The sequence below is a fragment of the Nocardioides sp. NPDC006303 genome (assembly GCF_040613175.1).
In the GTDB taxonomy this organism is placed as follows: Bacteria; Actinomycetota; Actinomycetes; order Propionibacteriales; family Nocardioidaceae; genus Nocardioides.
Window position 1 is genome coordinate 135,094 of sequence record NZ_JBEXRR010000004.1, and the last position, 23,088, is coordinate 158,181.

At 69.9% G+C, this 23,088-nt stretch carries 23 protein-coding genes; 15 read left to right on the forward strand and 8 right to left on the reverse strand.

The features are described from left to right. Positions 1 to 2: 2 nt before the first annotated feature. Positions 3 to 932, reverse strand: a complete 930-nt coding sequence (locus ABZY89_RS05240) for an Lrp/AsnC family transcriptional regulator (RefSeq protein ID WP_355225209.1) — start codon at positions 930 to 932, stop codon at positions 3 to 5. Between the two features lie 202 nt (positions 933 to 1,134). On the opposite strand from ABZY89_RS05240, the gene ABZY89_RS05245 reads away from it, so the two are divergent. Genes ABZY89_RS05245 through ABZY89_RS05260 form a run of 4 tightly spaced genes read left to right on the forward strand, consistent with a single transcriptional unit; the run spans position 1,135 to position 6,827 of the window. Then, positions 1,135 to 2,709, forward strand: coding sequence for a cytosine permease (locus ABZY89_RS05245; protein WP_355225211.1), 1,575 nt, complete (start codon positions 1,135 to 1,137; stop codon positions 2,707 to 2,709). A 43-nt stretch (positions 2,710 to 2,752) separates the two neighbouring features. Further along, positions 2,753 to 3,700, forward strand: coding sequence for an agmatinase (gene speB, locus ABZY89_RS05250; RefSeq protein WP_355225213.1), 948 nt, complete (start codon positions 2,753 to 2,755; stop codon positions 3,698 to 3,700). Next, positions 3,700 to 5,319, forward strand: coding sequence for a thiamine pyrophosphate-binding protein (locus ABZY89_RS05255; protein ID WP_355225215.1), 1,620 nt, complete (start codon positions 3,700 to 3,702; stop codon positions 5,317 to 5,319). The genes speB and ABZY89_RS05255 overlap by 1 nt, the downstream gene beginning before the upstream one ends. A gap of 11 nt (positions 5,320 to 5,330) precedes the next feature. Then, on the forward strand, positions 5,331 to 6,827 hold the full coding sequence (locus tag ABZY89_RS05260) for a sodium:solute symporter (protein ID WP_355225216.1): 1,497 nt from the start codon (positions 5,331 to 5,333) through the stop codon (positions 6,825 to 6,827). 19 nt (positions 6,828 to 6,846) lie between these two features. Here ABZY89_RS05260 and ABZY89_RS05265 read toward each other — a convergent pair whose 3' ends face one another. Further along, complete coding sequence (locus ABZY89_RS05265) at positions 6,847 to 7,569, reverse strand: succinate dehydrogenase cytochrome b subunit (RefSeq protein ID WP_355225218.1); 723 nt, start codon at positions 7,567 to 7,569, stop codon at positions 6,847 to 6,849. Between the two features lie 120 nt (positions 7,570 to 7,689). On the opposite strand from ABZY89_RS05265, the gene ABZY89_RS05270 reads away from it, so the two are divergent. From ABZY89_RS05270 to ABZY89_RS05290, 5 genes are all read left to right on the forward strand, one after another. Next, the gene (locus ABZY89_RS05270; protein WP_355225220.1) at positions 7,690 to 8,544 is read left to right on the forward strand and encodes an alpha/beta fold hydrolase; all 855 of its coding nucleotides are present in this window, start codon (positions 7,690 to 7,692) and stop codon (positions 8,542 to 8,544) included. Further along, positions 8,544 to 9,179 carry a TetR/AcrR family transcriptional regulator gene (locus ABZY89_RS05275; RefSeq protein ID WP_355225222.1) on the forward strand — a complete coding sequence of 212 codons (636 nt, stop codon included), beginning with the start codon at positions 8,544 to 8,546 and terminating at the stop codon, positions 9,177 to 9,179. The genes ABZY89_RS05270 and ABZY89_RS05275 overlap by 1 nt, the downstream gene beginning before the upstream one ends. Before the next feature lie 63 nt (positions 9,180 to 9,242). Beyond that, positions 9,243 to 9,566: a hypothetical protein gene (locus ABZY89_RS05280; RefSeq protein WP_355225223.1), complete on the forward strand. Its 324-nt coding sequence runs from the start codon at positions 9,243 to 9,245 to the stop codon at positions 9,564 to 9,566. Next, a complete protein-coding gene (locus ABZY89_RS05285) occupies positions 9,563 to 9,988 on the forward strand; it encodes a phage holin family protein (RefSeq protein WP_355225225.1) in 426 nt (141 codons plus the stop codon). The genes ABZY89_RS05280 and ABZY89_RS05285 overlap by 4 nt, the downstream gene beginning before the upstream one ends. Further along, on the forward strand, positions 9,985 to 10,278 hold the full coding sequence (locus tag ABZY89_RS05290) for a DUF3618 domain-containing protein (protein ID WP_355225227.1): 294 nt from the start codon (positions 9,985 to 9,987) through the stop codon (positions 10,276 to 10,278). Before ABZY89_RS05285 ends, ABZY89_RS05290 begins: the two co-directional genes overlap by 4 nt. Here the strand turns inward: ABZY89_RS05290 and ABZY89_RS05295 are convergent. Beyond that, a complete protein-coding gene (locus ABZY89_RS05295) occupies positions 10,262 to 11,719 on the reverse strand; it encodes an aminotransferase class V-fold PLP-dependent enzyme (protein WP_355225229.1) in 1,458 nt (485 codons plus the stop codon). The two genes, ABZY89_RS05290 and ABZY89_RS05295, sit on opposite strands and share 17 nt — an antisense overlap. Beyond that, positions 11,716 to 13,047 carry an MFS transporter gene (locus ABZY89_RS05300; protein ID WP_355225231.1) on the reverse strand — a complete coding sequence of 444 codons (1,332 nt, stop codon included), beginning with the start codon at positions 13,045 to 13,047 and terminating at the stop codon, positions 11,716 to 11,718. The genes ABZY89_RS05295 and ABZY89_RS05300 overlap by 4 nt, the downstream gene beginning before the upstream one ends. Positions 13,048 to 13,297: 250 nt before the next feature. Between ABZY89_RS05300 and ABZY89_RS05305 the strand changes: the two genes are divergently transcribed. The 3 genes from ABZY89_RS05305 (at position 13,298) to ABZY89_RS05315 (ending at position 15,471) form a co-directional block, all read left to right on the forward strand. Next, on the forward strand, positions 13,298 to 14,056 hold the full coding sequence (locus ABZY89_RS05305; protein WP_355225233.1) for a hypothetical protein: 759 nt from the start codon (positions 13,298 to 13,300) through the stop codon (positions 14,054 to 14,056). A 111-nt stretch (positions 14,057 to 14,167) separates the two neighbouring features. After that, positions 14,168 to 14,635: a peroxiredoxin gene (locus ABZY89_RS05310; protein ID WP_355225234.1), complete on the forward strand. Its 468-nt coding sequence runs from the start codon at positions 14,168 to 14,170 to the stop codon at positions 14,633 to 14,635. Then, positions 14,632 to 15,471, forward strand: coding sequence for an SDR family oxidoreductase (locus ABZY89_RS05315; protein WP_355225236.1), 840 nt, complete (start codon positions 14,632 to 14,634; stop codon positions 15,469 to 15,471). The genes ABZY89_RS05310 and ABZY89_RS05315 overlap by 4 nt, the downstream gene beginning before the upstream one ends. On the opposite strand, the gene ABZY89_RS05320 is transcribed toward ABZY89_RS05315, so the two are convergent. Continuing rightward, on the reverse strand, positions 15,468 to 16,010 hold the full coding sequence (locus ABZY89_RS05320) for an AAA family ATPase (RefSeq protein WP_355225238.1): 543 nt from the start codon (positions 16,008 to 16,010) through the stop codon (positions 15,468 to 15,470). The genes ABZY89_RS05315 and ABZY89_RS05320 overlap by 4 nt on opposite strands. 92 nt (positions 16,011 to 16,102) lie before the next feature. Here ABZY89_RS05320 and ABZY89_RS05325 point away from each other — a divergent pair, with 92 nt between their 5' ends. Genes ABZY89_RS05325 through ABZY89_RS05335 form a run of 3 tightly spaced genes read left to right on the forward strand, consistent with a single transcriptional unit; the run spans position 16,103 to position 19,090 of the window. Continuing rightward, positions 16,103 to 16,435, forward strand: coding sequence for a CU044_2847 family protein (locus ABZY89_RS05325; RefSeq protein ID WP_355225240.1), 333 nt, complete (start codon positions 16,103 to 16,105; stop codon positions 16,433 to 16,435). Further along, complete coding sequence (locus ABZY89_RS05330) at positions 16,435 to 18,057, forward strand: STING domain-containing protein (RefSeq protein ID WP_355225242.1); 1,623 nt, start codon at positions 16,435 to 16,437, stop codon at positions 18,055 to 18,057. The genes ABZY89_RS05325 and ABZY89_RS05330 overlap by 1 nt, the downstream gene beginning before the upstream one ends. A gap of 40 nt (positions 18,058 to 18,097) precedes the next feature. Beyond that, the gene (locus ABZY89_RS05335) at positions 18,098 to 19,090 is read left to right on the forward strand and encodes a TIGR03557 family F420-dependent LLM class oxidoreductase (RefSeq protein WP_355225244.1); all 993 of its coding nucleotides are present in this window, start codon (positions 18,098 to 18,100) and stop codon (positions 19,088 to 19,090) included. A 34-nt stretch (positions 19,091 to 19,124) separates the two neighbouring features. On the opposite strand, the gene ABZY89_RS05340 is transcribed toward ABZY89_RS05335, so the two are convergent. Genes ABZY89_RS05340 through ABZY89_RS05350 form a run of 3 tightly spaced genes read right to left on the reverse strand, consistent with a single transcriptional unit; the run spans position 19,125 to position 23,079 of the window. Continuing rightward, positions 19,125 to 20,489 carry an NAD(P)/FAD-dependent oxidoreductase gene (locus ABZY89_RS05340; protein ID WP_355225246.1) on the reverse strand — a complete coding sequence of 455 codons (1,365 nt, stop codon included), beginning with the start codon at positions 20,487 to 20,489 and terminating at the stop codon, positions 19,125 to 19,127. A gap of 5 nt (positions 20,490 to 20,494) precedes the next feature. Further along, entirely contained in the window at positions 20,495 to 21,562 is a 1,068-nt protein-coding gene (locus tag ABZY89_RS05345) for an alpha/beta hydrolase (RefSeq protein ID WP_355225248.1), read from the reverse strand. Beyond that, on the reverse strand, positions 21,559 to 23,079 hold the full coding sequence (locus tag ABZY89_RS05350) for an NAD(P)/FAD-dependent oxidoreductase (protein WP_355225250.1): 1,521 nt from the start codon (positions 23,077 to 23,079) through the stop codon (positions 21,559 to 21,561). Before ABZY89_RS05350 ends, ABZY89_RS05345 begins: the two co-directional genes overlap by 4 nt. Positions 23,080 to 23,088 lie beyond the last annotated feature (9 nt).

The window sequence follows — 23,088 nt, forward strand, 5'->3', positions numbered from 1 at the left end:
TATCAGGCGCCGCCGAGGTTCAGGGAGGCGTACGTCTCCTTGACGAAGCGGAGATGGCTCCAGGTCTGGACCTCGCGGACGCCGTCGAGCTCGCGGATGTGGTCGAGGACCCCGACGAGGTCGCCAGAGGTGGCGGTATGGACCGTGAGCAGGGCGTCGTAGCGACCCAGGGTCCGGGCCACGAAGGTGACCGAGGGCAGCCGGGCGAGCTGCTCGGCGATCGGACGGTGCGCGGCGCCGTCGAGACGGAGGCCGATGCCGGTCGCCGTACGCCGCTCCTGACCGGAGTGACGGACGACGGCGCCGACCCGGACGACGTTGCCGTCGAGCAGCCTGACGACGCGGCGTCGGGTGCCGGCGGGGGATAGGCCGACGCTCGTGGCCAGATCGACGTAGGAGGCGCGGCCGTTGGTCTGCAGCGCGCGCAGCAGGGCGTAGTCGGTCTCGTCGAGCGACCCGGCGGCGGGTGCGGGGCCGACAGGGGCGGCGACGTCGCGGATGACCTCGGTGTAGAGCAGGGTCTCGGTGGTGACGATGCCGTCGATCGCGCGTACCTCGGCGAGGGCGTCGTCGATGCGGCCGATGTCCGTCGCCCGCAGCTCCAGGACCAGGGCGTGCTGACCGCTGGTCATCGAGACCAGGGTGGTGTCCTCGCGCGCCGCGGCCGCCTGTGCGACCTGGGTCGCGGAGCCATCCACGGTGACCGAGACGTGGGCGAGCACGTCATGCCCGAGAACCGCCGGGTGCACGACGCCGCGTACGTCGATGTGCCCCTCGGTCAGCAGCCGCTGGACGCGGGTGGCCGCGGCTGATCGGGAGAGGCCGACCTGGGCGGCGATCTCGCGATGGGTGAGGCGACCGTCCTCCTCGAGCAGGACGAGGATCGCCTCATCGGTGCTGTCGAGGACGCCGGGCGTGATTTCGTTCGACATTTTTTGAGAGCGTCTCCAAGGTCAGATCGATCCTCCAGGACGTGGATCTGATGCCATTATGACGGATGCGCCAGATCTCACCGGCATATCGACAGCTATTACAGCCAGGTTAAGAACGAAACGATTGCGGGGGCGTTCCCGGTGCTCTTACAGTGACGCAGATCTCGGCCCCCTCGACCGCATCCCAGGAGACCCGGTGCCCATGGACCCGATCACCAGCACGCCGCACCAGCCGCCGCCCAAGGTCACCGAGGTCGAGCAGCACGGCGTCGAGCCGATCCCCGACCCCGAGCGCAGCGCCCGCCCGCTCGATCTGTTCCGGCTCACCTTCGGCGGCGCCAACACGATCGCCACCGTGGTGCTCGGCAGCTTCCCGATCCTCTTCGGGCTCTCCTTCGCCCACGGCCTCCTGGCCACGCTCCTCGGGCTGCTGCTCGGTGCCGTCGTCCTCGCCCCGATGGCGCTGTTCGGCCCGCGCAACGGCACCAGCAACTCGGTCAGTTCCTCGGCCCACCTCGGCGTGCACGGCCGGATCGTCGGCTCGTTCCTCTCCCTGCTCACCGCGCTCGCGTTCTTCTCGATCTCGGTGTGGAGCTCGGGCGACGTGCTCGTAGGCGGCGCCAACCGCGCGGTCGGGCTGCCGGAGAACGACCTGACCCTCGCGCTGGCGTACGGCCTCTTCGCCGTGCTCGTCCTGGTCGTGTGCATCTACGGCTTTCGGTTCATGCTGCTGGTCAACAAGATCGCCGTGATCGCCGCAACCCTGCTCTTCCTGCTCGGCATCGTCGCGTTCGCCGGCGACTTCGACCCCGGCTACGCCGGCGCGTTCGGCTCCGGTTCGGAGGCGTTCGGCGAGCCCGGCTTCTGGGCGGCCTTCGTCGGCTCCGCGCTGATCGTGATGTCCAACCCGGTCAGCTTCGGCGCCTTCCTGGGCGACTGGGCCCGCTACATCCCGCGCGAGACCTCCGGACGCTCCTCGATGGCCGCCGCGTTCCTGGCGCAGATCGCCACCCTCGTACCGTTCTGCTTCGGGCTGGTCACCATGACGATCATCGCCACCCGCGAGCCGGAGATCTTCGCCTCCGGTGCGTACGCCTCCGGCCTGCTCGCGATCGCACCGGGCTGGTACTTCGTGCCGGTCGCCCTGATCGCCCTGATCGGTGGCATGTCGACCGGTACCACCGCGCTCTACGGCACCGGACTGGACTTCTCCAGCGTCTTCCCGCGCTTCAACCGCGTCCAGTCCACCGTCTTGATCGGGGTCTTCGCGATCGGCGTCATCTTCATCGGAAGGTTCGTCTTCGACGTGGTCTCCAGCATCTCTGCGTTCGCCGTCCTCATCGTCAGCTGCACCGTCCCCTGGATGGTGGTGATGATGATCGGCTGGTACGTCCGGCGCGGCTGGTACGACTCCGACTCGCTGCAGGTCTTCAACCGCCGCCAGCGCGGGGGCCGCTACTGGTTCGCCCACGGCTGGAACTGGCGCGGCCTGGCCGCCTGGCTGATCGCTGCCGCCGTCGCGCTCACCTTCGTGAACCTGCCCGGCCAGTTCGTCGGTCCGGCCGCACCGCTGATCCCCGGTGGCGTCGACATCTCCATCCCGCTCGGCATGGGGCTCGGCGCGCTGCTCTACGTCGGCCTGCTCTTCGCCTTCCCCGAGCCGCGGGACGCCTACGGTCCCGAGGGAGCGCGGCTGGTGCCGACCGGACCGCCCGCGAACACCCCGGTCATCTCGGTGGACGACGGGGCGGCACCGGCCGCCACCGTCGTCGGCTGACCGAACCACCCCGTCACACCGCACCACGCAAGGAGAACCACCCATGCCCATCGGGCCCCTCGACGCCTCCAAGAACCCCCGCTACGCCGGCTTCGCGACGTTCGCGCGACTGCCCCGCCTCGACCAGGTGGAGCACGCCGACATCGCGGTCGTCGGAGTGCCGTTCGACACCGGCGTCTCCTACCGTCCGGGTGCCCGCTTCGGCCCGTCGCACGTACGGGAGTCCTCGCGGCTGCTGCGTCCCTACAACCCGGCGCTGGACGTCTCGCCGTTCGCCTCGGCCCAGGTGGTCGACGCAGGCGACATCGCGGCCAACCCGTTCCACATCGAGGAGGCGCTCGACACCGTGCAGGCCTCCGCGCTCGAGCTCACCGCTGGTGGCACCCGGCTGGTGACGATCGGAGGCGACCACACCATCGCCCTGCCGCTGCTGCGGGCCGCCGCCGAGCGCCACGGACCCGTCGCGCTGGTGCACTTCGACGCCCACCTGGACACCTGGGACACCTACTTCGGTGCCGAGTACACCCACGGCACCCCGTTCCGACGGGCGGTGGAGGAGGGCATCCTCGACACCGAGGCGCTGTGCCACGTCGGCACCCGCGGCCCCCTCTACGGCAAGAAGGACCTCGAGGACGACCGCCGCTTCGGCTTCGGGATCGTCACCTCCTCCGACGTCTTCCGCCAGGGCGTCGACGAGGTCGTCGAGAAGATCAAGAAGCGCGTCGGCAACCGGCCCGTCTACGTCTCGGTCGACATCGATGTCCTCGACCCGGCGCACGCCCCCGGCACCGGCACCCCCGAGGCCGGCGGGCTCACCTCGCGTGAGCTGCTGGAGATCCTGCGCGGCTTCGTCGGCCTGAACCTGATCGGCGCCGACGTGGTCGAGGTGGCTCCGGCGTACGACCATGCCGAGCTGACCGGCGTCGCGGCCTCGCACGTGGCCTACGACCTGGTCTCGCTGCTCGCGATGCGCCACGTGGGTGGAGTGTGATGGGACGCAACGGCGGCGATGTCACCGTCGAGAGCCTGACCGCTCTCGGTGCGACGCACGTGTTCGGCATCCCGGGCCAGCACGCGCTGGGTCTCTTCGACGCCATCCGCCGCAGCGACCTGTCCTTCGTCTCCTCCCGGGTGGAGAACAACTCGGTCTTCGCCGCCGACGGATACGCCCGTACGACCGGCCAGGTCGGCGTGGTGTTCTGCTCCACCGGACCCGGGGCGCTCACCGCGCTGGGCGCGCTCCAGGAGGCGTACGCCGCGTGCGTCCCGATCCTGATGATCACCAGCCAGATCCCGCGCGACGGGCTCGGCGGTGCCCGCAAGGGCTACCTGCACCAGCTCGACGACCAGCAGGCCAGCGCCCGCAACGTCACCAAGACCACCGCAGTCGTCCGGGACGCGGCCGCCATCCCCGGCGTGCTCGCCGATGCATGGGCCACCGCTCAGGAGGCGCCGGCAGGGCCGGTGTGGGTCGAGATCCCGCAGGACGTCCTCCTCGAGAACGTCACGGTGCCGCCGGTGAGCGTTCTGACCGCAGCGGTGCCCGCGCCGCGCCGGCCTCGGCCGGAGGTCGCTGCCGAGGCCGCCCGGCTGCTGGCCGCGGCCCAGCGCCCGGTGATCCTCGCCGGGGGAGGCGTACGCCGCTCCGCCGGTGCTCCGCAGGCGCTGGTCGCCCTCGCTGAGTCCCTGGACGCGCCGGTGGTCTCGACCTCCGGGGGCAACGGCTCGATCCCGCTCGCGCACCCGCTGAGCGCAGGCGCGTGGATCGAGGACCGGTTCACCACCGACGTGCTCGACGACGCGGATGTCCTGTTCGCGATCGGCACCTCCTTCGGCGAGGTGACCAGCAACTACGGCACCTTCGCCCCCCGTGGCCGAGTGATCCAGGTGGACGCCGAAGCCCGCGTGCTCGGCTCCAACCACGACGTGCTCGGCGTCCACGCCGACGCGGCCGCGGCTCTCACCGACCTGGCGGCGGCGCTTCCCGTCGCCGGTGAGCCGGGCCCGAGGCGGTCCGGTGCGCGGGTCGCCCAGGAGCTGCGTACCCGGGTCCAGGCCCGTCTCGACGCCCAGGACCTCGCCGCCGAGCAGCGGCTGCTCGCCGACCTGCGGGCGGCAGTGCCCGACGACACCGACACCTTCTGGGACATGACCATCGCGGCGTACTGGGCCTGGTCGGCCTGGGACCCACGCTCCGGCGGCTTCCACACCGGGCAGGCGTCCGGCGGTCTCGGGCCGGCCTTTCCTTCGGCGATCGGCGCAGCCGTCGGGACCGGACGGCGTACGTTCGCGGTCACCGGCGACGGCGGCGCGATGTACTCCATCGCCGAGCTCGCCACCGCCCGCCAGCACGACGCCGAGGTCACCTGGCTGATCATCGACGACGGCGGCTACGGGATCCTGCGCGAGTACATGACCGGGGCCTTCGGCGCCGCCACCGCCACCGAGCTCGCCCGCCCCGACTTCGTCCTGCTGGCCGAGGCGTTCGGCATCCCCGTCCACGCCGCGACCCTCGAGACCGTCGGCGAGATCGTCGCCGGCACCTTCACCACCAGCGGCCCCGCTGTCGTGGTTCTTCCGACCGTCCTCCGCATGTTCGCCCCCAGCTGATCGGACCTCTCATGGATCTCGCCATCATCGTCATCTACCTCGCCGCCATGGTCGCCTTCGGGTGGTGGGGCAAGTCCCGGACCAAGGACAGCTCCGACTTCCTCGTCGCCGGCCGCCGGCTCGGACCGGTGCTCTACACCGGCACCCTGTCCGCGCTCGTCCTCGGTGGTGCCTCGACCGTCGGCGGGGTCGCGCTCGGCTACGAGTTCGGCCTCTCCGGGGCATGGCTGGTGGCGGCGATCGCCCTCGGTGTCCTGGCGCTCAGCCTCTTCTTCGCCGGGAAGATCCAGCGGCTACGGATCTTCACCGTGGCCCAGATGCTGGCACTGCGGTACGGCGTCGGCGCGACCGCAGCCTCGGGTGTGGTCATGGTGGCCTACACGCTGATGCTGGCGGTCACCTCCACGATGGCGTACGCGACCGTGTTCAACGTCCTCTTCGGCACCGATCGGGTCGTCTCCGTGCTGATCGGCGGCGTCATCGTGGTGATCTACTCCACCATCGGCGGGATGTGGTCGATCACCCTGACCGACATGGTGCAGTTCGTGCTGCAGACCGTCGGCATCTTCGTGCTTCTGTTGCCGTTCACCTGGAACCACGCCGGCGGCCTCGACGGGATCAAGGCCCGGGCGGCGGACTCCGCGTTCGAGCTCGGCGCGATCGGCACCGGGACGATCATCACCTACGTCGTCGTCTACACCTTCGGGATGCTGATCGGGCAGGACATCTGGCAGCGGGTCTTCACCGCCCGTTCGCCGCAGGTCGCGCGCTGGGGCGGAACCGCGGCCGGTGTCTACTGTCTGCTCTACGGTGTGGCCGGCGCACTGATCGGCACCGCGGCCTCCACGTTCGTCACGGTCGAGGACCGCAACGACGTCTACGCCACGATCGCCGAGTCGATCCTTCCGGTCGGCGTCACCGGCCTGGTGCTCGCCGCCGCCGTGGCAGCGATGATGTCGACCGCCTCGGGCGCGCTGATCGCGACCGCGACGGTGGCCCGCACCGACGTGCAGCCGCTCCTCGCCCGGCTGATCGGACGCACCCCCGCGCGCGTCCAGGACGAGACGGAGAACCCTGAGCACGACGTGCTGGCCAACCGGATCTACGTCGTCGCGATCGGTGCCGTCGTCGTCGTGATCGCCTCGCTGCTCGACGACGTCGTCTCGGCTCTGACGATCGCCTACGACATCCTCGTCGGCGGTCTTCTCGTCCCGATCCTGGGTGGCTTCCTCTGGCGCCGCGCGACCGGCGCGGCGGCGGTGGTGGCGATGGCCGCCGGCACCGCCGCGACCCTGGCGACGATGGCGATCGTCGGCGACGTCCTCGCCAACGAGCCGGTCTACGCGGGCCTCGCGGTGAGCGCAGTGGCGTACATCGTGGTCAGCCTGCTCACCCGCCCGACCGACCCCGCGGTGATGCGGGAGTGGAACGAGCGGCTCGCGGGTCGAGAGACCTCGGACGGATCCGCCGTGGCGGACGCTCCGGCCGCCCGGGAGCGCTCTGTCTGAAGGCGACGCCGAGCAACGTTCACGGCCCGATGAGGCCGAGCTGGATGGCGATGGGGGAGAGCGAGAAGCCGCCGGCGACGAGGACGGCGACTGCCATGGCGGCGGCCTTCGCTGCCTGTCGCCGCTTGGCGGTCAGCGTCCAGCCGAGGGTCTGCAGGGAACTCCAGGTGCCGTGCCACAGGTGCATCCCGAGCACGAGCATCGCGGCGAGGTAGAGGGCGGTGGACCACCAGACGCTGAACGTGTCGACCACCAGGTTGAACGGGTCGTTCGTCGGGCCGCCGCGTACGTTGACCTTGCCGATCGTGAAGTTGACCAGGTGCCATCCGAGGAAGAGGAAGATCACCAGGCCACCGGTGAGCATCGTGCGGGAGGCGAGCGACGAGGCGCGCCGCGGCGGCCGGACGGCGTAGCGGCCCCCTGCGCGGCGGGCGCGTCGGGCGAGGACGATCGCGCTGGAGACATGCGCGACCAGAGCGCCGATCAGCCCGACGCGCATGATCCAGAGCAGTCCGGAGCGGGGGAAGATCGGCTCGCCCAGCGTGCGCAGGTGCTCGGCGTACTCGTTGTACGCATCGTGGCCGCTGAACGCCTTCAGGTTGCCGTAGACGTGACCGAGGACGAACGCGATGAACAGCAGGCCGCTGATGGCCATGACGAGCTTCAGCGTGATGGTCGACGACCATGCCCGGCGTCGCGATATCGAAGTGTGCACATCCAGTCGACCGGGCAGGGTCGCCATCTGTGACACCTGATCGCCGACCCATCTGAAAATGAGCATTGTCAAATTCGCTGGGTCGTCTTAGGGTCGGCGTTGTCCGGTTCGCTTGGAGAGAATTCGCCTGGAGAGAAGTGGTCTGTCATGGTCAAGCGCTCTGCTGTCATCCGTGCCGTCGTGGTGCTGCTCGCGGCCTCGGCCCTGCTGATCGCCCCACCGGCGCAGGCGGCGGGAGGCGTCAACGACGCCGCGTGCCGGCCATCGGCCGACCACCCCAACCCGGTCGTCTTCCTGCACGGCCTGGGAGCCAACAAGGACGAGGACCTCAACTTCCTCCAAGCCGACGTGGCAGCGCAGGGCTACTGCACCTACAGCCTCACCTACGGCACCGGTGCCTACGGCCCGTTCGTCGGCGGGGTGGGGGACATCGCCAGATCGGCGGCTCAGATCAAGGCCTTCATCCAGGAGGTGCTGGCACAGACCGGCGCCGCGAAGGCCGACCTGGTCGGCCACTCCGAGGGAGGGTTCCAGACGCTCTACGTCACCAAGACCCAGGGCATCTCCGACCGGATCGACAAGGTCGTCGCCATCGCGCCGCCGACCCACGGCACCACCTTCGCCGGTCTCTACCGGCTCGGCATGGCCCTGGGCGCCGACGAGCTCGCCGGACAGGTCCTGACCACCTTCGGCTGCATCGCCTGCACCCAGCTGGTCACCGACGGCAGCGCCGTACGCACCCTGACGAGCGGTCCGATCGCGCAGCCCGGCGTGACGTACACGATCATCCAGTCGAGGTACGACGAGCTCGTCACGCCCACCGAGACCGCGTTCGTGCGCGAGCCGGGTGTCACCAACACCTACGTCCAGGACATCTGCCCGCACGACCCGGTCGGCCACATCGGCGAGGCCTACGACACCAACGTGTGGCACATGGTCAAGAACGCGCTCGACCCGGCCGACGCCGCCCCCTTCGTCTGCTCGGTCGGGTCACCCGGCTGATGGCGCAGGAGGGCCGTTCGTACGGCGGGCTGACCCCCGAGGAGCGTGACGCCGAGCGGCGCCGGCGGCTGCTGGAGACCGCCAAGGAGATCATCGGCACGAAGGGCTACGCGGCGACCACGATCCCGGGCGTGTGTGCCGCCTCGAAGGTGTCGACGCGGCACTTCTACGAGATCTATCCCGGCAAGGAGGATCTCTTCGTCGACCTCTACGACCGGATCACCGCCGACTCCTACGCACGAGTGGCGACGTCCTTGGAGGCGACCGCCGGGAAGCCCATCTTCGATCGGGTGCCGGCGGCGGTGCTGGCCTATCTCGACCCGATGCTCAAGGACCCCCGCGTCGCCCGGATCGCGTTCGTCGAGATCATGGGCGCGAGCCCACGTATCGAGAAGCTCCGGCTCGACTACCGCGAGACCCTGGTCGAGATCGTGGGCACCGAGTGCGCAGCCTCCGTGGGCCGGGGCGAGATCCGCGATCGTGACTGGCGCTTCGCCGCGCTGGCACTCGTGGGTGCGGTGACCGCCATCGTCTACGACTGGGCGCTGCATCAGCCGCGCTCGAGCCGCGAGGCGCTGGAGACTCAGCTGGCCGATCTCGCGCTCGTCCTGCTCACCGCTGACCCTCCGGCCTAGGTCGCCCGCGTATCTCCTCGCCACCTGGGTACCGGCCAGTTGTACAGCGATGAGGAGGAACACATGTTCAAGAAACCAGGATTGCTGGCTGCCTTCGGTATCGGCTACGTCCTCGGCGCTCGCGCTGGACGTGAGCGGTACGACGCGATGGTGGCCAAGGCACAGAGCCTGTGGCACGACCCACGTGTCCAGGAGAAGGCGCACCGCGCTCGGATCGTGGCCGAGGAGAAGGTGGACATGGCCCGGGAGACCGTCCGGGACAAGATGCCTGGCGACTCCACGCCGCCGTCGGCATCCACCCCGACTCCCCAGACGACGCCGAGCGCCCCGCGTCCCCACACCACCACGGACCCGGTGACCGACATGCCGCGGGGGTGGGAGTCGTGACGCTTCATCATCAGACCGACGCATCGATGGGTGAGCTGGTCTCGCGACTCTCCACGGAGATGTCCAGCCTCATGCGAGGCGAGCTCGAGCTCGCCCGCCTCGAGCTGACCGAGAAGGCCAAGCACACCGGCAAGGGGGCCGGGGCGTTCGGCGCCGCCGGCCTGGTGGCCCTCTACGGCATCGCGGCCCTGATCGCCGCGGCGATCATCGCCCTGGCGCTGGTCATGGACGCCTGGCTGGCCGCGGTGCTGGTCGGAGTCGTACTCCTGGTCATCGCCGGCGGCATCGCCCTGTTCGGGAAGAAGCAGGTCTCCGAGGGGACCCCGATGAAGCCCGAACGCGCCACCGAGAACCTCAAGCGGGACGTGGAAACCGTCAAGCACCGTCACGCCGAGGACCACACCCCGAGGAGTACGCCATGACGAACGACCACGTCAGCCGACCCGTCGAGACCGGCGGCGACAGCATCGCCGCGGTCGAGGCCGATCTGGACACCACCCGACACGAGATGGCCGACACCCTCGATGAGCTCGCCGCGCGGCTGGACGTGAAGACGCGCGGGAAGGAGAAGGCTCACGAGGTCAAGCAGCGTACGCAGGTGGCCGTCAGGTCCCGAGACGTACAGATTCGGAGCGGCATCGTCGCCGCGATCGTGCTCACCCTGATCCTGATGCTGGCCCGGAGGAAGCGCCGGGTCAGCGACGACGAGTAGGCCGGGTCAGCCGGTCGAGAAAGGCCACGAGCAGCGCCTCGCGCATCGCGGCGGAGGCCAGGTCGAGCATCGCGTTGACCTCGGCCATCCGCTGCGGTAGCGCGAGGCGGTGTCCTGAGCTTGTCGGAGGGTCGCCCTCTGCGCCGGCGGCGCCGACGAGCCCGGCGGCGAGCAGCAGGCCGTCGAAGTCCTCCTCCGACAACGAGAACGGGTCGAGGTCGCCGATGAACGTGGCGACGGCCGGGTCGACGGTGACCGGGCCCGCCGCCACGGCGGCCGCGACCGCCTCGCCGAGAGCGGCGAGAAGCTCCGGTACGTGGGGGAGCGTCGCCGCGCTCACCGACAGGTGGATCGTGGCGGGGGAGCCGGCGAAGGACATCTGCGGCTGGACGTACCAGCCACGCGCCGCCATCTCGTCGCAGACCGTGAACGGGTCGCAGCTGCCGTCGGTGGTGAGCGCGAGAAGCGTCGAGTCGGGACTGCTGACCACGGCGAGCTCCGGCATCTCGCCGACCCCGTCGCGGATCCGGTCCACCGCCTCGAAGACGTCGCGGGCGAGCCGCTCGTACCCCTCATCGCCCAACGAGCGCAGCACCGCCCACGCGCCGGCCAGCGGTCCGCCCGACTTCGTCGACTGCATCGTGGAGTTGAGCATGGTGTAGCCCGGCCAGGCGGCCGAGGCGAAGAACTGGGGCCGCCTGAGCTCCGAGGTGCGGTGCAGCAGCACCGAGGTGCCCTTGGGGGCGTAGGCGTACTTGTGCAGGTCGACCGAGATCGAGGTGACGCCCTCGACCGCGAACGTCCAGGCCGGTACGTCCCGCCCCAGCCGGGTCGCGTAGGGCAGCACCCAGCCGCCGATGCACGCGTCGACGTGGCAGCGGATCCCGCGCTCGGCCGCGGCGGCCGCGATCGCGGTGACCGGGTCGACGACCCCGTGCGCGTAGGACGGCGCCGAGGCGACGACCAGCACGGTGCGCTCGTCCATCGCCGCGGCCATCGCGGCCGGATCAGCCCGGAAGTCGGTCCCGACCGGCACCAGCACCGGCTCGACCCCGAAGTAGTGCGCCGCCTTGTGGAAGGCGGCGTGGGCGGTCGAGGGGAGGACCATCCGCGGCCGTTCGATCCCGGGATGGGCGTCGCGCGCTGCCTGCACCGCGAGCAGCACCGACTCGGTGCCGCCGGAGGTGACTGTGCCGACCACGGTCTCGGGAGCGTCGAGGAGGTCGGCGGCCATGCCGACCACCTCGGTCTCCATCCGGAGCAGGCTCGGGAACGCGGTCGGGTCCAGGCCGTTCGAGCCGGCGTAGGCGGCCACCGCCTCGCGGCCGATCCGGTCTATGTCGGGCAGGCCGGAGTCGTAGACGTAGGCGAGCGTGCGGCCGCCGTTCACCGGCAGGTCGGCGGCCTGCATCGAGCGGAGCTGGGTCAAGGCATCGGTCATACGGTCACGGTCCCATCAACGTCGTCGGCGGTGAGCGAGTAGCGCCGCAGCCAGAGCAGGCTGAGGAGAGCCAGGCAGGCCGGCAGCACCGAGAAACCGAGCGTGATCGCGGTCAGTGCCGAGTCCGGCTGGGCGACGTCGCTCCCGGTCGAGGAGCGATAGCCGCCGAGCGCGAGCACCGCGGCGTAGACGCCGGGCCCGAGCGCGAGCCCGAGGGTCTCGCCGGCGGTCCACACGCCGGTGTAGACGCCGATCCGGCTCGACCCGCTGCGCCGGGCGTCGACAGCGGCCGCGTCGGGGAGCATCGCCATAGGGAACACCTGGCACCCGGCGTACCCGGTCCCGACCAGCACCACAGCGGCGTAGACCAGGGCCACCGGTGCGGTCTGTGCGGTCGCGGCGAGCAGCGCGCCGGCGGCGAGGACGACCGAGGCGGCGACGTACCCGTTCTTCTTGCCGATCCTGGCGCCGAGCGCCGCCCACGCGGGGGTGAGCAGCAGCGCGGGGCCGACGAAGCAGACGAACAGGATCGTCGCCGCGCCGTCGCGACCGATCACGTCGCCGGCGAGGTAGTCGACGCCGGCCAGCATCGCGCCGAACGCGACGGCCTGGATCACGAACGTGATGAGCAGCCGGCGGAAGTCGGGCGCGGCCGCGACGATCTTCAGCTGGTCGCGCAGGCTGCCCGGCCCCGGCTGGACGGTGTGGACCGGCGCCCGGCGGGTGCCGACGTACGCACTGAACACCCCGGCCAGGATGAGCACCGCCATCACCACGCCCATCACTCGGTAGCCGTCGCGGCCACCGACGGCGTCGCGGATCATCGGCGCGGTCGCGCCGGCGAGCAGGATGGTGAGCGCCAGGATCGCGACCCGCCAGGTCATCAGCCGGGTGCGTTCGTCATAGGACTCGGTCAGCTCGGCGGGCATGGCGACATAGGGCACCTGGAAGAACGCGTACGCCGTCGCGCAGGCCAGGAACAGGATCAGCACCCACAACGCCTCGAGCCCGGTCGCCATCGACGGCGCCGCGAACAGCAGCGCGAACGTCACCGCCAACCCGATCCCGGCCCGGCGCAGCCACGGCCGCCGTGGGCCCCGTGGATCCACCGTCCGGTCGCTGATCCGACCCGCGATCGGGTTCAGCACGACATCCCACGCCTTCGGCGCGAACACGATGAACCCCGCCGCCAGCGCCGCGATGCCGAGGCTGTCGGTCAGGTAGGGGAGCAGCATCAGGCCCGGGATGGTGCCGAACGTGCCGGTCGCCACGGAGCCGGAGCCGTAGCCGATCCGTACGCCGAGCGGGAGGGTCGGGCTGGCGGGCATGCCCGACATAGTGCCGTGGGTGGGCCCTCGGCGTCCGGGATTTCGCCTCATCCTCACCATGGCTTCGGGTCGTCGGCCGGGGTCTCGTCGAAGGTCCGCCTCCACGCGCGGGCGCACGAAACGGCTCATACCCCGCGTTGGGTACGTGGCGCCGATCCCGGCCGTGGCGCCGGCTCGAGTAAAGGAAACTGCTCGCCGTGCCCGGCTCGCAGCGAGCCCGAACCGCCATCCTGAAAGTCGAAGTTCCTCTATGAGAAGAATCCTCGGTGGACTCCTCACCACCATCGCCCTGCTCCTCGCCTCCTTCACGATCCCCGGCCTCGTGCCGGCCGCGTCGGCCGCATCGATCGGAACGGTCACGGTGTCGGCCCCGTCGTTCAAGTTCCCCTCGTACGGGACCGGTTGCTACTACGGCAACGACTACAAGGTCACCGTTCCCGTCAGCGGCCTCGGTGGCGAAGGTGGTGACATCGACGTCGAGCTGCGCGTAACCGCCCCCGACAGGTCCATCTTCGACATGAACTTCGACTACAGGTCCGTGACGGCCGACGGCACGTACACGTTCACCCTCGACGGGTCCATGTTCTGCCACTACCTCGACAAGCGAGGCACCTACTCCGCCAAGGCCATCGTGACGGTCGTCGACTGGGAGACGTTCGCCGAGACGACGCGGACCGCCACGAAGACATTCACCGTCTCGAACACCCGCCGTGCCTCGCAGATCGCCTACACCGGCAAGACGAAGTCCGGCGACCACTCGTGGAAGGTCACCGGCACGCTCACCAGGAACGGTGTCCGGCAGGTCGGGAAGACCGTGAAGCTTCAGGTGAAGAAGGACGGCGTCTGGCGCACGGTGAAGTCGGCGAAGACGTCAGGGCAGGCCGGGAAGCGCGGCACCGTCGCGATCGTGTGGAACCCGCCCAGCTCGCGCAACTACCGGCTGTACTACGCCGGTGACGCGTACACGTACGCCGACGCGTCCGGGGCGTTCTGGCTCCGAAACCGCTAGCTCGATGAGGCGACGTGGGAGTCCTGAGGTCATCAGGTGACCTCGGGACTCCCACGTCCGTCGCCGGCCGGCTCTGCCTCGGGTCGTGGAGTTGCCGAGTAGGTTGGCGCCATGCCGCTCGAGACCGGTGCCGTCGCGCCCGACTTCACGCTCCCTGCCCAGGACGGTACGTCCGTCACCCTCTCGTCGCTGATCGAGAAGGGCCCCGTGGTGCTCTTCTTCTACCCGGCCGCCGAGACGGCGGTGTGCACCAAGGAGGCCTGCCACTTCCGTGATCTCGCCGGGGAGTTCGAGGCGCTCGGCGCCCACCGGCTGGGGATCAGCAAGGACAGCGTGGAGAAGCAGGCCGGCTTCGCCGCCAACCACGACCTCGACTATCCGGTCCTCTCCGATCCCGCCGGGTCGGTCGCCGAGCTGTACGGGGTGAAGCCCAGCCTCCTCGGCAAGCTCGGACCGCTGCAGCGTACGACGTTCGCCATCGGCACCGACGGACGGATCAAGGCCGTCGTCGAGGCGATGCTCAAGGCCGAGATCCACGCCGACGAGGCCCTCGCCGCGCTCAGGAGCGACGTGGAATGACGACCACCATCGCCGTCACCGGGGCCACCGGCTTCGTCGGCGGTGCCGTCGCCCGTGCGCTCGGCGGCTCAGACGCCACACTCCGACTTCTCGTACGTGACACCGCCAGAGCCCCCGAGATCCCGGGCGCCGACGCGTTCGCGGTCAGCTACGGCGACAGAGAGGCCGCGGTGCGGGCCCTCGACGGCGTACGGACCGTGCTCATGGTCTCGGCCGCCGAGTCGGCCGACCGCCTGGAACAGCACCTCACCTTCGTCGACGCCGCCGCCTCGGCCGGGGTCGAGCACATCGTCTACACGTCCTTCTTCGGTGCCGCACCGGATGCCGTCTTCACGCTCGCGCGCGACCACTTCGCGACCGAGGAGCGGATCAAGGCGAGCGGGATGGGCTACACCCTGCTGCGCGACAACTTCTACATCGACTTCCTCCCGTCGTTGGTCGGCGAGGACGGCGTCATCCGGGGTCCGGCCGGCAACGGGCGCTTCGCGGCGGTCGCACGGGCCGACGTGGCGCGCTCCGCGGTGGCGACGCTCACGGCGCCGCAGGATCACCGAGGGCTCACCTATGACCTCACCGGCCCCGAGGCGCTCACGATGAGCGAGGTCGCCGACATCCTCACCGAGCATCGTGGGAGTCAGGTGCGCTACCACGACGAGACGATCGAGGAGGCCTACGCGTCGCGGCGCCGCTGGGAGGCGCCCGACTGGCAGTACGACGCCTGGGTCTCCACCTACACCGCCATCGCCGCCGGGCAGCTCGATGGGGTCAGCAGCGCCGTAGCCACTCTCACCGGGCGTGAGCCCCTGAGCCTTCGCGACCACCTCGCCGCCGGCTAACCGGCGGCGTCATCCCGGCGGGCCAGGCTGACCGAGTCCATCGCGGGTCCGTCGACGCGGTAGACCAGACCGAAGCCCTCGCCGTCGAGGTGAGCCAGCGTCCTGTCCATGTCGGCCCGCTGGCTACGGATGGCGTCCTCGGGGATGACCCGACCCCGGCGTGAGGCGTTCCGCGCGAGACACTCCTCGAGCGAGACGTCGAGGGCGATGGCGACGGTCTCGACCCCGACCTTCTCGGCCAGGTCGAGGTTGCGGCGACGGGCGCTCTGGTGGACGTTGGTCGCGTCGATGACCGCGATCCTGCCGGCCTCGAGGCGCGCCTGAGCGATGTAGCGGACGAGCTCGAAGGCCTGCGGGGTGACCGACTGATCCTCTTCGGAGTCGGCGATGAGGGCACGACAGTGGTCGCTGGAGATGACCTCGTACGGCCCGAAGACTCGCTTGGCGAAGGTCGACTTCCCCGACCCCGACGGACCGACCAGGAGGACCAGGCAGGGAGCGCCGATCGTGAGGGTGCCACCGGCAGGTACATCGATCACGCGCCAACCGTACTGGGAGCCTCGTCGAAACCACTCACGCGTCCCTCACGGTTCCCCTACGGTTGCGGGGTTCGAATCACGAGGAGGACGCGTTGGATTACACGCCGGTTCAGATCGGTACGTCGACCATCCTGATCGAGTCGTCGGACGACGGACCTGGCGGAGGGATCGACGGGTTCGGCGACGAGTTCGGCACCACCGAGACCAGCAGCCGGCTCGAGGACGCCTACGGATCGCTCAAGCGGATGCTCCAGGACGTCTCGGCGGATCTCGGCAGCGCGCTCGCGACATCCCCGGACGGGCCGAGCTCGGTATCGCTGGAGCTCGCGTTCTCGTTCACCAGCGGCGCCGACGTATGGGTCATGAAGGCGCAAGGTCAAGGTTCGGTGAAAGCCACGTTGACCTGGGACTTCGACCGATCCTGATGGGTGTCGGCGAGCTGCTCGCGCAGGCGACCTGCGCCGTCCGGGCGAGCAGGGACGGACGTACGATCGGCACTGCCTGGCTGGGCACCGACGAGGGCCACCTCCTGACCGCGGGCCACGTGGTCGCACCCCTCGCCTCGCAGGGCGAGGTGTGGGTGAGGTTTCCCGATGCCGAGACCGACGAGCGCGCGACGTTCGTGATCCAGCCGGTCCACGACAAGCCCGCCGCGCTGGACTTCGCGGTGCTGAGACTCGACCGACCGAACGGCCGGCGGCCATTGCCGTTCACCCTCGTGACGCAGGCCGACGGGCTGGTGCGCGCGCGTGGCTACGGCGACAACCTCCGTAGCGCGCAGAGCGGCGGCACCGGCGTTCTGACGCCCGCCGGCAACTACCTGCGCACCAGCAGCTCGTGGGCCTACTACTTCCAGTACGAGACGACGACGCTGGCGGTGACCGGGTTCAGCGGCGCCGCGGTCTACAGCGATCTCGCCGGCGCGGTGATCGGCATCCAGGTCGAGGCCGAGGGCGGCCGCCAGGCGTTCGCGATGCCGCTGGCCCGGATCGTCGACTACTGGGAGGACCTCGTCGGCGCCGCGGTGAGACCGACGCGCGGCCGCTGTGTCCTGCTGCAGCCGAGCACCACCACCGAGGCCCAACGCGACATCGTCCGCGAGCGGATCCTGCGTCCGGTGCTGGAACAGCTGAACCTCGCTCTGTACGTCTCGGAGCCGTCCGGGATGCGGGGCGAGGATCTCAAGCAGCTCGAGCTCGCCGACGTCGTGATCGCCGACATCACCAACGCCGACCCCGAGGTCGTCTACGAGCTCACCGTCGCCCAGGGCCTCGGCACCCCGGACGTCGTCATCAGGGACCGGAGCACGGACTCACCGGCCGGCCGGATCTTCGACGTCCTGGACCTGGATCTCGACGATGTCGATGCGTCCAGACGTACGGTCGAGCAGCGGCTGCTCTCGGTGAGGTCGATCTTCGAGGCGCTGGGGGAGAACCCGACGACCAACCCGATGACGACCTTCTTCAAGGCGCCGCTGACCCAGATCTCGGTCGCCAACGCCCTGGCCGCGGGCTACGCGAGGAACTTCGTGCTCCCCGTCGCCAACGCGCTGCTCGAGATCAGCACGGGACGCGGTCCAGGCGGCGTGACCGTCGACGGTGTCGAGCTGTCCGCCGAGCGGCTCCGGGACGTCACCGTCACGGTCGTGGTGCCGAGGCGGCTGGAGTGGTGCAGCGACGACTTCATCGATCTCGAGCTCGCTCAGACCGGCCTGGTCGTCCCCGCGACCGTGACCCATCCGGACTTCTCGCGACCACGGCCGCTGAAGTGCCTTCCGCTCGTCGACGGCGAACCGGTGCGACTCCTCGACGTCTTCCCGACCACCCTGTCCACCGTCGCCGAGTCCATCGACGAGCGCTTCGACGTCGACCCCCACCGGCGTACGAGCGACCACTGGATGGCGCTGGAGCAGAAGGAGATCGACCGCTTCCAGAGCAAGCTCATCAAGCGCATCCGCTCCGCAGGTGACCGCCGCGTCGGCCCCCGATTCCTCCGCGACGTCATCCGCGTCTCCACCGCAGCGGCGGCCTTCCCCGACCTCACCTGACGTCGGGAATGCTCGACGTCGCGTCGGGTACCGATTCGGCATGGTTGCATTCGGATACACCCTGATGACCGAACAGGCGGGCCCGAGTGACCTCGTGCGCCACGCCGTCGCTGCCGAGGAGGCGGGCTTCGACTTCCTTGCGATGAGCGACCACTACTCGCCGTGGCTGGTCGAGCAGGGGCACGCGCCGTACGCATGGAGCGTGCTGGGCGCAGTCGCGCAGGCCACGCAGCGGATCCCGTTGATGACGTACGTGACCTGCCCGACGATGCGGTATCACCCCGCAGTCGTCGCTCAGAAGGCCGCCACCGTGCAGGCGCTCTCCGAAGGCCGGTTCACGCTCGGCCTCGGCAGCGGAGAGAACCTCAACGAGCACGTCGTGGGCGCCGGCTGGCCGGCCGTGCACACCAGGCACGAGATGCTTGCCGAGGCGATGGAGATCATCTCCGCACTCTTCGACGGCGAGCTCGTCGACTACCGCGGCGAGCACTTCGAGGTCGATGCCGCTCGGCTCTGGGACCTGCCCAGCGCCCGGGTGCCCGTCGGGCTGGCGGTCGGCGGCCCCGAGGTGTCCGAGCGTTGCGCTGCCCTGGCCGATCACCTGATCGCCGTGGAGCCCGATGCTGCTCTGGTGAAGGCGTGGAACGATGTCGCAGGGGCGCCGAGTATCGGATCCGGGGGCGCCCGGGCCATCGGCCAGACCCCGATCAGCTGGGACCCTGCCGACGCGGACGCAGCCATCCAACGGGCTCACCGCCAGTTTCGTTGGTTCGGCGGTGGCTGGCCGGTCAACAGCGAGCTTCCGACCACGGCGAGCTTCACCGCGGCCTCGCAGTTCGTACGCCACGAGGACGTCGCCTCGTCGATCCCGTGCGGTCCCGACATCGATGCGATCACCGACGGGATCCGGCCCTTCTGGGAGGCCGGATTCACCGACGTCGCTCTCGTTCAGGTCGACGGGTCGACGAACGACCAGTTCCTGGCCGAGGCGGCCGGTCCTCTGCTCGACGCGCTGCGCTCGGCGTCGGGCTGAGGCCCGGCCTCGCCGGCTCCGGGGTCGATGACCCTCACCCCTGGGAGAGGCTCGCCAGCACCTTGTGCGCGGCTTGCTCGCCCGACGCAGCGGCGTCGGCCAGCGACGGCATGTCGAGGGCGTAGTCGCCTGCCAGGTGGACCGGCCCGAGATTCTGCTTCAGGGTCTCGAGCGATGCCCGGCCGCCGGGTCCCCAGAACGGCACGACCCGCGGGTGCCGACGGAGGATGCCCGCGTCGATCTTGCCCTCGAGCTCCGGGTAGACCTCGAGAAGGTCCGAGGTGAACCGCGCGACGATCTCCTCGTCGGTGAGCTCGAAGAGCTCGTCGGCCTCGGCGCCTCCTGCGAAGCAGGCCAGCGCGCCGCCGGGCTTGCGGACGTTCCCGCGACGTACCGCGGCCGCGTGGTTGAAGATCGCCTGGAACGAGCGCCCGGGGGTCGACACCGCGAGGAAGTCGTCCCAGCGCTGTGGCTTGCCGTCCTCGTGGGTGAAGAAGCCCACCACCACGTAGCGGCCGTAGTGGATCGACTCGAACGCCGTCCGGTGGGCCGCCGGCAGCCCGGGCATGATCTTGACCGCGACGTCCGCGGGCACCGCCACGATCGCTTGGCGCGCCCTCAGGCGGGCTGGCCCGTCAGCGTCCTGGTAGTCGACGACCACACCGTCGGCGGTCCACTCCACGGAGCTCACCGGTGAGCTGAGCCGGATCTTGTCGCCGAGATCCTCGGCGAGGATGTCGGTCAGCGTCTGGTTGCCGCCCTCCGGCAGCGTCAGGTTCGGCACCTTCTCGGGGTCGGTGAGCAGGATGCCCATCGAGAAGACGAACTGCCGTGCGGCGGTCTCCTCGGGCTCACAGCCCATCCACTGCCCGGACCACGACCGCACCATCTCGCGCGTGAGGTCGGACGAGACGCCGTGCAGGACGAAGTCCGCCCGACGGCGGTCGAGCTTCGCGCGGACACGGTTGGCCCACCGGTTCTTCTCGCTCATCTCGAGGAACGGCACGTTCGCCAGGATGCGAGTGCCGACCACCGCCAGGCCGAAGCGATCGCGCCAGGTCATCTTCGACCGGAACATCAGAGCGAAAGGATTCGAGGTGTCGACCTGCTTGCCGCCCAGGTGCAGGGCGACCGACTTGCCCTCCAGGGTTCCGAGCGGGACCCGGTGACGGTGGAGCGCTTCGATCAGCGGCCCGGTGCCCTCGGTGAACTGGGTGCCGACGTTGATCCAGTAGTCGCCCTTTCGGACGGTGTCGACGCGTCCACCGGCGCGGTCGGTCGCCTCGAGCACGACGACGTCGCGGTCGGCGAGGGTCGTTGCGGCCATCAGGCCGGCTATGCCGGCGCCGATGACGACGACTTCGTGGGTCTCTTCGCGGACCTCGGGTGATGTGGCCATGGTTCTCAGCTCGCCTTCGTGACGCTGGTGGTGTGGTCGGTACGGCGCAGCGCGTCGGAGATGGAGGAGACGAGCCGCTCGGTCGCGCGCATACAGCTCGGGCTGACCGCGGTGTAGGACAGGTAGCCGTGGACCAGGCCGTCCTCGCGGTCGACCTGCGCCGGGACGCCGGCGTCTCGAAGTGCTGTCGCGTACGCGAGCCCGTCGTCATGGAGCGGGTCGAACCCGGCCAGGTTGACGATCGCGGGCGGCAGGCCTGCCAGCGACGCGGCGCGATAGGGGGAGATGAGCGGGTCGGCGGGGTCGGCCCCTGCGGGGAGGTAGTTCTCCACGAACCAGGCGATCTGCTTGGCCGACAGTGCGGGCGACCCGGCGAACTCGTCCTGCGAGGGGCGGTGCTCCACGAGGTCCGTCACCGGCTGGATGAGCACCTGGAGCATCGGCTGAACCTCGTCGTCGCGCACCTGCTGGCAGAGCACGGCGGCGATGTTGCCGCCGGCACTCTCGCCGGCGACGACGATGCGGCGCGGGTCGACGCCCCAGGCTGCGGCGTGATCGACGACGTACTGCCAGGCCGCGAGAGCGTCGTCCTGTGCGGCCGGGAACCGGTGCTCCGGGGCGAGGCGATATTCGACGGAGACGACGTCGGCGCCGGTGCCCTGGGCGAGCATCCGCGCGGGAGCGGTGTAGCTCGCGCGACTGCCGATGACGAACCCGCCGCCGTGGAAGAAGAGGATCAGGCCGCGGTCGGGGGTGCCGGTGCTGTAACGCGTGGCGAGAAGACCGTCCCCGATCTCGATCTCCTCTTCCACGCCGCACTCGGGGAGTCGTGCGGCGAAGAGGGTCAGGTCGCGCTCGGTCGTCGCGCGCGCCTCTGCGGGCGGCAGGTCGCTGTAGTCGGGGCCGGACTCGCCGAGCTTCATGAGCAGCGCGACGTCGGGCGCCATCGTGTCGCCGGCCGTACTGGTCGCGGGCCGCGCCAGCATCCGTTGAAGGCCCGCGGGCAGACGGCTCAGGGAGACAAGGAGGGCTCTCTGGAGGCGCTGGCTCGAGGTGAAGCGCTGCTCGCTCATGACGCTGCCTCGACCAGGTGCGGCGCCTCGACGGATCGCTTCGAGAAGTGGATGTCCTCGTGGATCAGCTGTCCCTTGAAGAGCCGGTTGTCGCGGACGAACGTGGTGTGCATCTGCCACGGGAGGCTGGTGCCCTGGCGGGGGAGCTCGTCCTTGGCCCGCTGCACGTATCCCGCCGTGATGTCGAGCAGGTCCGTGGTGGGCATGCCCTCCGGTGCGACCGGCACGGCGATGTCGTACCCCTTCGTGTCCATCGTGCGGATCACCTCGGCGGCGAGGCGGGACACGTTGCGGATACGCAGGGTCCAGGTCGCCTTGGTGTAGCCGAGCATCATCGCCCAGTTGGGTACGCCGGAGATCAGTGAGCCGCGGTACAGCACAGTGTCGGACATCTTGACCGGGGCGCCGTCGACGGTGGGCTGGATTCCACCCAGCATCTGCATGACGAGACCGGTCGCGGTGACGATGATGTCGGCTTCGAGGGTCTTCCCGGAGTTCAGCAGGATGCCGTTCTCGGTGAACCGGTCGATCTGGTCGGTCACCACGTCCGCGTTCCCCTCGCGGATCGCCGTGAAGAACTCTCCGTCCGGGGTGGCGCACAGGCGCTGGTCCCAAGGGTTGTACGGCGGTGCGAAGTGGGTGTCCACGTCGAACCCGGCCGGCAGCTCCTTGGCCGTCCACTTGCGCAGCAGGTTGCGCCCGAAGTTCGGGAACCTGCAGAGCAGCGAGACGATGAGGTGGTCGGACCAGAAGTTCTTGAACCGCGTGGCGGCGTACCCGCGCTTGACGCCGAAGAGCTTCATGAGCCGCTGGGCGAGCTCGTCCACCCGTGGGATCGAGGCGACGTAGCTCGGCGTGCGCTGGAGCATGGTGACGTGGGCTGCCGCGCCCTCGCCCATCAGCATCGCCGGAAGCATCGTCACCGCGGTCGCACCGCTGCCGATGATCACCACTCGTTTGCCGCTGTAGTCGTAGTCCTCCGGCCAGTGCTGCGGGTGGAGGATGTCACCCCGGAAGTCCTCGCGGCCCTCGAAGCGAGGCTCATAGCCGCCCTCGTAGTCGTAGTAGCCGGTGCCGCTGAAGACGAACCCGGCTCGGATGGTCTTGTCGGTCTCGTTGCCTGCCTCGTCGGTCGCGGTGACCCGCAGCGTCCACCGGGCGTCCTCGCTGGACCAGTCGGCGGCGGTGACCCGATGCCTCAGCCGCAGGATCTTGTCGAGCCCGAACTCGGTGACGGCCTCGACCATGTAGTCGCGGATGAAGGCGCCGTCGGCGATCGCCTCCTTGTGCAGCCACGGCTTGAACTCGTAGCCATAGGTGTGCACGGAGTCGTCGGACCGGATGCCCGGGTACTTGAACAGGTCCCAGGTGCCGCCGACCGCGTCGCGGCCCTCGAGCAGGAGGACCTTCTTGTCGGGGAAGTCGTCCGTCAGGTACTTCGCGGCACCGATGCCGGAGAGTCCGGCGCCGATGACGACGATGTCGGCGGACTCGGTCGTGGTGTCGTGGTGGTCCATGTCAGGTCC